At 57.1% G+C, this 11218-nt stretch carries 10 protein-coding genes and 1 tRNA gene; 7 read left to right on the forward strand and 4 right to left on the reverse strand.

The features are described 5' to 3' along the window. Positions 1–115: 115 nt before the first annotated feature. Complete coding sequence (locus V7665_RS05710; RefSeq protein WP_335663574.1) at positions 116–1516, reverse strand: protein adenylyltransferase SelO family protein; 1401 nt, start codon at positions 1514–1516, stop codon at positions 116–118. A 59-nt stretch (positions 1517–1575) separates the two neighbouring features. Here V7665_RS05710 and V7665_RS05715 point away from each other — a divergent pair, with 59 nt between their 5' ends. The 4 genes from V7665_RS05715 (at position 1576) to V7665_RS05730 (ending at position 5558) form a co-directional block, all read left to right on the forward strand. Then, positions 1576–2439 (forward strand): alpha/beta fold hydrolase, encoded by an 864-nt coding sequence (locus tag V7665_RS05715; protein ID WP_335663575.1) that lies wholly within the window; start codon positions 1576–1578, stop codon positions 2437–2439. A gap of 32 nt (positions 2440–2471) precedes the next feature. Further along, positions 2472–3617 carry a glycosyltransferase gene (locus V7665_RS05720; RefSeq protein WP_335663576.1) on the forward strand — a complete coding sequence of 382 codons (1146 nt, stop codon included), beginning with the start codon at positions 2472–2474 and terminating at the stop codon, positions 3615–3617. Between the two features lie 80 nt (positions 3618–3697). Continuing rightward, positions 3698–5101, forward strand: a complete 1404-nt coding sequence (locus tag V7665_RS05725; protein ID WP_335663577.1) for an NAD(P)H-dependent flavin oxidoreductase — start codon at positions 3698–3700, stop codon at positions 5099–5101. A 1-nt stretch (position 5102) separates the two neighbouring features. Then, positions 5103–5558, forward strand: a complete 456-nt coding sequence (locus V7665_RS05730) for a GNAT family N-acetyltransferase (RefSeq protein ID WP_335663578.1) — start codon at positions 5103–5105, stop codon at positions 5556–5558. Between the two features lie 201 nt (positions 5559–5759). Here the strand turns inward: V7665_RS05730 and V7665_RS05735 are convergent, their stop codons facing one another. Both V7665_RS05735 and V7665_RS05740 read right to left on the reverse strand, forming a co-directional pair. After that, positions 5760–7073, reverse strand: a complete 1314-nt coding sequence (locus tag V7665_RS05735; protein WP_335663579.1) for an ammonium transporter — start codon at positions 7071–7073, stop codon at positions 5760–5762. Positions 7074–7173: 100 nt separating this feature from the next. Next, positions 7174–8172, reverse strand: a complete 999-nt coding sequence (locus V7665_RS05740; RefSeq protein WP_442955179.1) for a 2-hydroxyacid dehydrogenase — start codon at positions 8170–8172, stop codon at positions 7174–7176. Between the two features lie 110 nt (positions 8173–8282). Here V7665_RS05740 and V7665_RS05745 point away from each other — a divergent pair, with 110 nt between their 5' ends. Then, positions 8283–8759, forward strand: a complete 477-nt coding sequence (locus tag V7665_RS05745; RefSeq protein WP_335663581.1) for an SH3 domain-containing protein — start codon at positions 8283–8285, stop codon at positions 8757–8759. 1 nt (position 8760) lies between these two features. Here the strand turns inward: V7665_RS05745 and V7665_RS05750 are convergent, their stop codons facing one another. Beyond that, a complete protein-coding gene (locus V7665_RS05750) occupies positions 8761–9951 on the reverse strand; it encodes an acetyl-CoA C-acyltransferase (RefSeq protein ID WP_335663582.1) in 1191 nt (396 codons plus the stop codon). Positions 9952–10113: 162 nt separating this feature from the next. On the opposite strand from V7665_RS05750, the gene V7665_RS05755 reads away from it, so the two are divergent. Both V7665_RS05755 and V7665_RS05760 read left to right on the forward strand, forming a co-directional pair. Further along, positions 10114–10875 carry a prepilin peptidase gene (locus V7665_RS05755; protein WP_335663583.1) on the forward strand — a complete coding sequence of 254 codons (762 nt, stop codon included), beginning with the start codon at positions 10114–10116 and terminating at the stop codon, positions 10873–10875. Positions 10876–10979: 104 nt separating this feature from the next. Next, positions 10980–11064 (forward strand) — tRNA-Leu (locus V7665_RS05760). Positions 11065–11218: the final 154 nt, after the last annotated feature.

Raw genomic sequence — 11218 nt, forward strand, 5'->3', positions numbered from 1 at the left:
TTTTCTAGTTCAATGATTGTATATGGCACAACTCTCAGGATAGACCATAGTGGATAACGGCCGAGAAGCCTCACTATACGCTCTTCCCTTATGTCCGCTGGCTTGCAGAAAATTGCTAGCCGTTGCGCAGAGCGGCGCCCATATCACGGATATCATTGATTTTTTCTGTGAGCGGCGTCCAGTTGTCATCCTCTGCGATGGAGGCCCAGATCGATTCAACCTCCTCGATATGCATCGAACAGGGTTCTGGTTTCCGCCAGTAATTGCTGACCGGCTCGCGCGTCCGCGTCCGATCGGCGATCAAAGTGCGGAATTCGGCAAATTCGGCCGAATCCTGCTCCGTTCTCGCGAGATTTTCGGTTTTGCCCCAGTCGAAGAAAAACTGGTCAATCTGGATGGTCTTTTCCGCCAGCCCCTTTTCCGCAGCGACAACCAGATCGCGATCCTTTTCAAAACCCTCGGACTCGATGCCGAGCCGCCAGCAGAAATGTTCGGTGAAGGCAGTGCCATAGGCCTTCGGGAAGGTTTCCAGCGTTGCAACCAACGGTTCGCTATCGGCGATCAGGCGCAGGGCGCTGGCAAATTGAGCCAGATTCCAGTGCAGCGCTTCCGGTTGCCTGCCAAAGCAATATAGTCCTTCCTGGTCGAAATAGGCAGCGGTAAAGCCGGGTTCCCAATAAGGCGTGAAACGCCATGGCCCATAGTCGAAACTTTCGCCGGTAATGTTGATATTGTCCGTGTTGAGCACGCCATGGACGAAACCGGCGGTCATATAGGCACCGGCCAGCTTAGCCACTTCCTGCGCAACCTTGGCGAATAATTCTGTTGCGGGGTCATCGGTCTGCGCGCCGCCATAATAATTTTCGAGGCAATATTGGGCGAGGCGGTGCATCAGCTCTTCATTTTTCTCATAGGCGATACGCTGAAAAGCCCCGATCCGGATGTGGCTGTGACTCAACCGGGTCATCACGGCCGACCTTGTCGGGGAGGGTTCGTCGCCGCGCGATAATTTCTCGCCGGTTTCTATCACCGAAAATGTTTTTGAAGTGTTGACGCCGAGGGCTTCGAGCATTTCCGTGGCCAGAATTTCGCGCACCGCACCCTTCAGGGTCAGCCGACCATCGCCGGTCCGGCTCCACGGTGTCGTCCCCGACCCCTTGGTGCCAAGGTCCATGAGCCTGTTTTCATGGTCGCGCAGCTGCGCGAACAGAAAGCCCCGGCCATCGCCGATTTCGGGATTATAGTTGCGGAACTGATGGCCATGATAGCGCAGCGCCAACGGCGGGTTCAAATTGTCGGTCAGTGGCTGGAATTTGCCGAAATGATCTATCCATTTCTGCTCATCCAGATTATCCAGTCCGACGCTCTGGTCCCAGCGGTCATTTCTGAACCGCAGAATATGGTCGGGAAAATCGGCGGGCGCGACCGGGTCGCCAATCTTTTCTCCCAATTGGGTGATTTGGACATCGGCTTGATAGTCGGTCTTGCCGGGCTCGGATTGCGGTTTATATGGCATTTTCAGACAGTGGCGGCTAATCGGTTGCGCAGCAAGAGGCAAGAGGGGCCAATCACAATATGAGCGAAGAAAAAACTTATCGGGATATTTACTGGGAATCCGATGACGGGCTGAAATTGCACGCCCGCGACTATCCATCGGACAGCGGTAAAACGCCGGTAATCTGCATCCCGGGATTGACCCGCAACGCTCGTGATTTCGATCATCTCGGCGCTGGTTTTCACGGCGGTCGGCGGATCATCATGCTGGACTTGCGAGGCCGCGGCACCAGCGAATATGCCAAAGACAGCAGCACCTATAATCCCAAACAATATGTCTCTGACATCATCATGTTGATGGATGAACTGGAAATACCCCAAGCGGTTTTTTTCGGAACATCCCTGGGCGGCGTCGTCACGATGATCATGGCCAAGATGCATCCTGAGCGGGTTGCCGGCGCGCTATTGAATGACATCGGCCCGGAACTGGATCAAAAAGGCCTCGACCGGATTGCCGACCATGTCGGGCAGGGGCGGAGCTTTGACACATGGGCCCACGCCGGGCGCGATTTGGCGGAAAATAGCAGCGATATTTTTCCGGATTTCACGCTGAAGGACTGGATTGCCTTCGCCAAGAAAGTCTACCGGATGAACAGCTCTGGCCGGATCAAGCTGGACTATGACATGAAGATCGCCGAGCCTTTCGACAGCAAGGGCGGTGGCAGCGGCGCTTTGTGGAATGCACTGGAGAATATGAAAGAGATTCCAACGCTCATATTGCGCGGCGAGCTATCGGACCTGTTCAGTGAACAGGTTGCCAAGAAGATGCTCGAAAAACTGGACAAGGCCGATCTGGTCATGGTCCCGCGCGTGGGCCACGCCCCGACGCTGGAGGAACCGGCCTCGCTTGACGCGATCAACCAATTGCTCCACCGCATTGACTGAATATTTTCTCTATAGCCGAACATGAAAACCGCATGAAGCCAGCAAAGATTCTGCATCTCCACAGCACGTTCAATCTGGGCGGCAAGGAAGCACGCGCCGTCCGGCTGATGAACCACTTCGGTTCTGCGGCCGAACATGTCATCTTGTCTGCACAGTCCGACAGCCTGTCGGCTCGCGATGCGATTGATCCCAAGATCGCGGTGGCGTTTCCCGAAGACGCGCCATCGCTCGCCGGGAAGCCATCGCTGAAGCGCTATCGCGACTTCGTCACCTATTTCCGGCAGTTTGATCTGATCCTGTCTTATAATTGGGGGTCGATGGATGGTGTGATGGCGCGGACTTTATTCTCGCGGATCGAAGGTCTGCCGCCGCTGATTCATCATGAGGACGGGTTTAACGAGGACGAGCAGAAGAAGCTCAACTGGAAAAGAAACTGGTTCCGCAAATTTGCCCTTGGCGCTGCCCAGGCGCTGGTCGTGCCGTCCGAGCAACTGGCAAGAATCGCCAGCGATGTCTGGAAGCAGCCCGAGCAGAAAATCCACCGCATTCCCAACGGCATTGACGTGAAACGGTTTGAGAAAAAACCGCAACGCGGCGCTTTGCCTGGCTTCATCCGGCGCGAAGGCGAGGTCGTCGTCGGCACCGTGGCCGGGCTGCGCGCGATCAAGAATCTTCCACGACTGGTGCGGGCCTGCGCCGCGGCAGGCGACAATGTCCGCCTGGTGATCGTTGGCGAAGGACCGGAAAAAGAAAAGATTCTGGCCGAAGCGCAGCGGGTGGGCCTCGGCGATCGATTGCTGATGCCCGGATTTCTCGCCGATCCGGCGCGCTATATTGGTCTGTTCGACATTTTTGCCCTGTCATCCGACAGCGAACAATTTCCGATTTCGCTGATCGAAGCGATGGCCGCCGGCCTGCCGGTTGCGGCGACCGACGTCGGCGATATAAAGATGATGGTATCGCAGGCCAATCAGGGTTTTATCAAAGCGCTTGGCGACGAAAGCAGGTTTTTCGAATCGCTGACGACCTTGGTCCAGCACCAGCAATTGCGAGAAGATCTGGGCATGCAGAACCGGTTCAAGGCGCAGGCGGAATATAATGAAAGCAAGATGCTGGGCCGCTATGGCCTGCTTTATGGCCACGCGCTGGGGCGCGCCGATTTTGGTTCTGCTAAATAACGAATTTCATAACAGAGTTTTTGCGAGCATTTTTATACGCCGCCGTCTATATCGGCATTTGGGGAAAATAGGAGATTTCATTGTTCAAGGGCTTAAAACCCATCCAGTATAATGGTCAGGAAGTATGGCCGTTAATCGAGGGTGGAAAAGGCGTCGCAGCCACCAATCACGCCAGTTCGGGAGCTTGGGCTGCTGCTGGTGGCATAGGTACGGTATCCGCAGTCAATGCGGACAGCTATGACGAGCATGGCAATGTCATCCCGCAAATCTATCATGGCCGGAAGCGTGAAGAGCGCCACCAGGAACTGATCCAATATGCGATCGACGGTGCGGTCACTCAGGTTACCCAGGCTTATGAGATTTCGAACGGCAAGGGCGCGATCAACATCAATGTCCTTTGGGAAATGGGCGGCGCACAACAGGTATTGGAAGGCGTGCTCGAACAGACGAAAGGCATGATTGCCGGCGTTACCTGTGGTGCCGGCATGCCCTACAAGCTGTCTGAAATTGCGCAGCAATATGGCGTAAATTATCTGCCGATCATCAGCTCCGCCCGGGCCTTCCGGGCACTGTGGAAGCGGGCCTATAAAAAGGTTCCGGACCTGATGGCGGCGGTCGTCTACGAAGATCCGTGGCTGGCTGGCGGTCATAACGGCCTGTCCAATGCGGAAGATCCGAAAAAACCGGAAGATCCCTATCCACGGGTCAAGGACCTGCGCGATACGATGCGCGCAGAGGGCATATCCGATAACGTGCCGATCATCATGGCCGGCGGTGTCTGGCATTTGCGCGACTGGGAAAACTGGATCGATAGCGAAGAGCTCGGCCAGATTGCGTTCCAGTTCGGCACACGGCCCTTGCTCACCAAAGAGAGCCCGATTCCGCAAAGCTGGAAAAGCGAACTGACCAAGATCAAGGAGGGCGACATTCTCCTGCACAAATTCTCGCCAACCGGTTTTTACAGTTCCGCGGTTCGCAACGAATTCTTGCGCAGCCTGGAATCGCGATCGGAACGCCAGATTCCCTATTCGACAGAAAAAGCGGGTGAACATACCCACCAACTGGATGTCGGGATCAAGGGCAAGAATTTCTGGGTTACCCGCAACGACCTGCTTCGTGCCCGCGAGTGGGATGGCCTCGGCTTTACCATGGCGATGAAGACACCGGACAATACTTTGGTGTTCGCTTCGCCGGAAGAGTCGAAAATGATCCGCAAGGATCAGGCGGATTGCATGGGTTGTCTGTCGCATTGCGGTTTTTCGGCCTGGAAAGATCATGACAATCACAGCACCGGGCGGCTCGCCGATCCACGCAGTTTCTGCATCCAGAAAAGCCTGCAGGAAATCGTCCATGGCGCACCGGTCGAGGAACATCTGATGTTTGCCGGCCATGGCGCGTTTAATTTCGGTACAGATCCCTTCTATTCCAACGGTTTCGTACCGACGGTAAAGCAGTTGGTGGACCGGATATTGACCGGCGACTGAGTTGGAAATCCGGCTTGATGATCTGAGCAGCCAGCAAGTCCAGAACTTGCTGGCCGCGCATCTCGCCGGAATGCAAGAAAACTCGCCGCCGGACAGCGTCTATGCGCTCGACTTGAGCGGATTGCTGCATGCCGATGTATCGGTGTGGACGGCCTGGGATGCAGCAGAATTGATGGGCATTGGCGCGCTCAAGCAATTGTCTCCGTCAGCGGGCGAGATCAAATCGATGCGAACCGACTCCCGGTATCTGCGCAAGGGCGTGGGGGTGGCCATTCTCGATCACATAATCAGTGAGGCGCGGCAGCGCGGCTATCGGCAGCTGAGTCTGGAAACGGGCTCCGGCGCAGAATTTGAACCCGCGCTGCGCCTGTATCGCAAACGGGGATTCAGCAACGGCGAACCGTTCGGTGACTATGTGTCGAGCGACTTCAACCAGTTTCTGCATCTGCAGCTATGACGAACAACTTGGTCGCCGACCCAAGAACCTTCTCCCTCAAGGGAGAAGGTTGCGCAGACTTGGCAGCTTGCTGCCTAGTCGAAGCTGGATGAGGGTTTACTTATTCCGCGATAGCAGGGCACCCTCATCCAACTGCGCCTAATTCGCTGCGCTCATAAGGCTTAATATCCTTCTCCCTTGAGGGAGAAGGCGTTTTAACGCCTAATCCAGATCCCACGCCCGTTCGCCATGGTTGGAAATATCCAGACCATCGCGTTCGTCGTCCTCGGTGACCCGCATCGGCAGGATGAAGCTGATGCCGAAGCCGAGGATCGCTGTGGCGACCGCAGACCAGATGGCGACCGCACCGACGCCGATAAGCTGGGCAACAAACTGGCTGCCAAAGGCCATGCCTTCTGCATAGCCGGTGCCGCCAAAGCCGCTGCCGATGAATAGCGCGAGCAGCAGGCTGCCGAGCATGCCGCCGACGCCGTGCACGGCGAATACATCAAGGCTATCGTCAATCTTGAAGCCATTTTTGACCAAGCCGACGGCCATGAAGCAGACGATTGCAGCGGCAGCGCCGATCAGGATGGATGCGCCCGGGCCGACAAAGCCAGCCGCCGGGGTGATCGTGGCGAGTCCGGCAATCGCACCGGTAGCAACGCCCACGGCGGTCGGTTTGCCAACCTTGAATTTCTCGATCAATATCCAGACCAGCGCCGCCATCGACGCTGCAATATGGGTGTTGAGGATCGCCGAGGATGCATCGTCGGTTGCGGCCAGCGCCGAGCCGCCGTTGAAACCGAACCAGCCGACCCAGAGCATGGCAGCGCCAGCAACGGTCAGGGCAGGGCTGTGCGGCAGCATCAGGGTTTTGGGCCAGCCCATGCGTTTGCCGAGCATGATGGCCACGACCAGAGCGGATACACCCGCCGTCGTGTGCACGACAATGCCGCCAGCAAAGTCGAGCACGCCGAGATTGCTGAGCCAACCGCCGCCCCAGACCCAATGGGCCACCGGCGCATAGACGACGAGCAGCCAGAGCGCGCAAAAAGCAACCACCCAGCCAAAGCGCGCGCGTTCGACCCAGGCGCCGATCATCAGCGCCGGGGTAATTACGGCAAAGGTCATCTGGAACATGGCAAAAGCAGATTCGGGAACCGCCGTGCCTTGCCTAACATTACCCAGATTGCCCAGCATCCAGTTGAGGCCATTGCCGAGAAATCCGTTGGTTACGCCGCCGAAAGCCAGCGTGTAACCGACGACAATCCAGAGAACCGAACAAATGCCAACCACAGCCATGCACTGGATCAGTACCGACAGGAAGTTTTTGGAGCGCACCAGCCCGCCATAGAACAGGGCCAGGCCGGGCAGGGTCATCAACAGCACCAGAGCACTGGAGGTCAATATCCAGGCCGTGTCGCCGCTATTGGCGACATCGGTTGCGGGGTCAAAGGCCTGTTGCGCGTGGAGCGGAGAAACCGCCCAACTGGCCGCCAACAGCAAGCCGATGGATTTGACTGGATATTTCATGATGTTCCCCGCAGCTATAATTTTATTATGCCTGCTCGCTCTTGCGAATCAGATTGCGACGAATTTCTAGTCGAGACCACGAGGGGACTCAACGGAAAGCTTAAACCCAGCCGTCGAGCACCTGATCCGGCGGGCGATGGCCGTCGGCCCATACGCGAATGTTGGTGATCACCCGTTCGCCCGAAGCTTCGCGTCCTTCAAAGGTGGCGCTGCCCATATGCGGCAGCAGCACAGTGTTCTTGAGGGTGAGAAAACGCGGATCGATATCGGGTTCATTCTGGTAAACATCGAGTCCGGCACCGCCAATCTTCTCGTTTTGCAACGCTTCGATCAACGCATTCTCGTCCACCAGATCACCGCGCGCGGTGTTGATCAGATAGGTGGAGGATTTCATCATGCCAATCCGTTCGGCATTGATCATTTCATGGGTTTCCGCCGTATGCGGGCAATGCAGCGAGATGATGTCGCACTCGCGGATCAGTTCGTCGAGATCGGCGACAAAACTGGCCCGCAGTGATTCTTCGACAGCCGGCGGCAATTGGCGGCGGTTGTGATAGACAATCGACAATCCAAAGCCGGAGGCACGACGGGCAACCGCCTGACCAATGCGGCCCATGCCGATGATGCCAAGTTTTTTTCCGCCGATACAGTGACCGAGCATGCCGGATGGCTTCCAGCCTTCCCATTGTCCGTTTCGAATCAGCTTTTCGCCGTCGGAAAGACGGCGCGGTGCCGACAGGATCAAGGCCATGGTCATGTCGGCTGTGTCTTCGGTGAAGACCCCTGGCGTATTGGTGACGAGGATTTTTTTTGCGCGGGCAGCGGCCAGATCAATATGATCGACACCGGCACCAAAACTGGCAATCAGGCGCAGCCGGTCCGGTGCATTTTCAATCATTTCCGCATCAATATGATCGGTCACGGTGGGCACGAGAACATCGCAATCCGCCATCGCCGCAATCAGGTCGTCGCGGGAAAAGGGCCTGTCCGCATAATTGGGCACCGCATCAAATAATTCGCACATGCGACTCTGATTGGAGTCCGCCAATTCGCGGGTGATGATGACACGGGGATTCGAGAGGGCTGGTGAGTCTTGCATAGACCAATCGCTATGCCTGAATTTTGCTTCAGGTCAAGCAAGCGGCGCTTGTAGCGGACCTGGGTTTCGGGCTATGCTTTGGTCAATCGGGGAACGAGTAACCAATCATCATGCGTATTCTGGCTTTCATGCTCATTGCGATTTCGGGTCTGTCCCTGTCATCGCCATCTGCGGCGCAACAAGAGCCGCCTTATTGGGCCTCGATTGACGAACCCGAGGCGCGGATGCGTACCGGTCCCAGCACCGAATATCCGACGATGTGGCTCTACAAGCGGGAGAAGCTACCGGTGAAGGTTCTGGCCGTCTACAAGTCCTGGCGCAAGGTCGAGGATCATGAAGGCACGCAGGGCTGGATGCACGCACGTCTGCTTAGCGCCTCCCACACCGGTCTGGTGCTGGCGACCAGCGGAAAGCCGGTTCCCATGCGGGCATTGCCCGATGCCAGTGCCAAGATCATCTGGCGCGCCGAACCAGGCGTGGTTGGCAGTCTGACCCAATGCGAAAAAAATTGGTGTCTGTTCGATGTAACCGGTCGTCAGGGCTATATCAGCATGACGGATATCTGGGGCGACGAACCGCTGAAATAGATCAGTCGATCAATTCCAGTGCGACCGCCGTAGCCTCGCCGCCGCCGATGCACAAAGCCGCAACGCCCTTTTTCAGTCCGCGCTTTTTCAATGCCGCGATCAACGTCACCATGATTCGCGCACCGCTGGCACCGATCGGGTGACCCAGAGCGGTGGCCCCGCCATTCACGTTCAACTTGTCATGGCTGATGCCGAGGTCCTGCATGGCGAACATGGCGACGCAGGCAAAAGCTTCGTTCACTTCCCAGAGATCGACATCGGCAACCGACCATCCGGCCTTATCGAGCAGTTTCTGAATGGCAAAGACCGGCGCCGTGGTGAATTTGGACGGGGCGTGGGCATGGGCCGCATGCGCCACGATCCGGGCGACGGGCTTCAGGCCCTTGGCTTCCGCCACGCTCGCACGGGTCAGCACCATTGCCGCAGCACCATCGGAAATAGAGGATGCATTGGCCGCGGTGATCGTTCCGTCTTTGGCAAAGGCAGCGCGAAGCTGCGGAATTTTGTCCGGATTGCCCTTCAGTGGCTGCTCATCCTTGTCGACCGTGACATCGCCCTTGCGGGTTTTGACTTCGACCGCGACGATCTCGTCATCAAAGGCGTCGCCTTCGACCGCCGCCTTGGCGCGAGCAAGTGACTCGATCGAAAAGTCGTCCTGTGCTGCGCGGGTCAGTTGATATTCGCTTACGGTTTCCTCTGCAAAACTGCCCATCGCCCGGCCTGGCTCATAGGCATCTTCGAGACCGTCGAGAAACATATGGTCCTTGGCTTCGGTGTGGCCGAGGCGCGCGCCACTGCGCATCTTGGGCAGCAAATAAGGCGCGTTGGTCATGCTTTCCATGCCGCCGGCGACGATCATGTCGATCGAGCCTGCCGCGAGGGCCTCTGCGCCCATGATCGCGGCCTGCATGCCGGAGCCGCACATCTTGTTCACCGTGGTCGCTTCGACCGATTGCGGCAGGCCTGCAAAAATGGCTGCCTGACGGGCAGGGGCCTGCCCCTGACCGGCTGACAATACATTGCCCATGTAGATACGCTCGACGTCCGCGCCTGCAACCCCGGCCCGTTCCACGGCTGCCTTGACCGCGACAGCACCCAGATGCGACGCGCTGACTTCCCCGAGTGCGCCTTGCATGCCGCCCATCGGCGTGCGGGCATAAGAGAGAATGACGATCGGATCGGACTGGGACATGGGTGGACCTTTCTGGTTTTGTTGCGCCGCGGTCAGCAAGCGCGAGTCTCGCAGACCACATAGGCGCGGCCATTTGTTTTTTCAATTGCGCCATTGAATGCGCCATTGAAAGCTGGGGCTGGCCGTGCCAATCGAACCCGGAAATCTTCTTTGGAGCACCCGTTGCCAGCTTTTCTCTTGCCGATTTTCGGTATCATTCTTGGCCTGATTATCGGCAGCTTTCTGGCGACTCTGACACTCAGATGGCCCGAGGGCCGTTCGGTCCTTGCTGGCCGCTCCTCCTGCGATTCTTGCGGGCATCAACTGCGGGCATGGGAGTTGATTCCGGCGGTGAGCTTTCTCATCCAAAGGGGAAAATGCCGTCAATGCGGAACAATGATTGCTACGGATCATCTGGCAATCGAGATTGCCGCAGGGCTGATAGGTGGCCTTGCGCTGTTCGCGGCCCCCGGTTTTGATGGACTGGCAGGAGCGATTTTCGGCTGGCTTCTGCTGACGCTCGCGGCGCTGGACGTAAAGCATCACTGGTTACCCGACAGTTTGACCGTGATATTGGCCGGGTCCGGGCTGATGGCTGGATTTTTCCTTGTGCAGCCTGCGCTGCAGGATCGCCTGATCGGCGGGCTGACGGGATTTGCCGCTCTCGCCATCATCGCAGCCCTATATAAGAGGATCAGAAGGCGAGACGGTCTCGGTGGCGGCGATCCCAAGATGCTGGGAGCTATCGGCTGCTGGCTGGGCTGGCAGGCGCTGCCAGTCGTGCTCCTGGGTGCCAGCCTGATCGGCATCTTGGTTGCACTATCCTGGCGACTGCGCGGCAAAAGCGTTGCAGCTGACAGCATGTTGCCGCTGGGTAGCCTGATGGCTATCGCGGCTTTTCCGCTCTGGCTTTTTCAGACGGCGGGCGCTGGCTTGCCATATTGATTTGCCGATGCTTGCACGATCACTGGAAAAAGCCGTTGCCAGCGCAAAGCCTGTTCGCTAACAGAGCCTCGATTTCGCTGTTCGTCAATCGATACAGCCAAAGAGCCCCTGTGGTGGAATCGGTAGACGCGCTGCACTCAAAATGCAGTTCCGCAAGGAGTGCCCGTTCGAGTCGGGCCAGGGGCACCATTTCCCGGAAATTCAAATATTTGTGACTAAGTTGCAACGATATTTGGGTTTCCTTAATATTCCGCAGTATTGCAGCCTTTCTGCCATGTATGCTCTGGACTATTCCAGGCATTCGGATAAGTGCCCAACAATTAAATAATCAATCCCCCTTATT

Source organism: Parasphingorhabdus sp. (assembly GCF_036964675.1).
Classification (GTDB): Bacteria; Pseudomonadota; Alphaproteobacteria; order Sphingomonadales; family Sphingomonadaceae; genus Parasphingorhabdus.

Bases quoted from the DNA above. Each gene is read 5' to 3' on its own strand.
- V7665_RS05710 (WP_335663574.1), bottom strand. From the start codon at position 1,516: ATGCCATATAAACCGCAATCCGAGCCCGGCAAGACCGACTATCAAGCC.
- V7665_RS05715 (WP_335663575.1), top strand. From the start codon at position 1,576: ATGAGCGAAGAAAAAACTTATCGGGATATTTACTGGGAATCCGATGAC.
- V7665_RS05720 (WP_335663576.1), top strand. From the start codon at position 2,472: ATGAAGCCAGCAAAGATTCTGCATCTCCACAGCACGTTCAATCTGGGC.
- V7665_RS05735 (WP_335663579.1), bottom strand. From the start codon at position 7,073: ATGAAATATCCAGTCAAATCCATCGGCTTGCTGTTGGCGGCCAGTTGG.
- V7665_RS05740 (WP_442955179.1), bottom strand. From the start codon at position 8,172: ATGCAAGACTCACCAGCCCTCTCGAATCCCCGTGTCATCATCACCCGC.
- V7665_RS05745 (WP_335663581.1), top strand. From the start codon at position 8,283: ATGCGTATTCTGGCTTTCATGCTCATTGCGATTTCGGGTCTGTCCCTG.
- V7665_RS05750 (WP_335663582.1), bottom strand. From the start codon at position 9,951: ATGTCCCAGTCCGATCCGATCGTCATTCTCTCTTATGCCCGCACGCCG.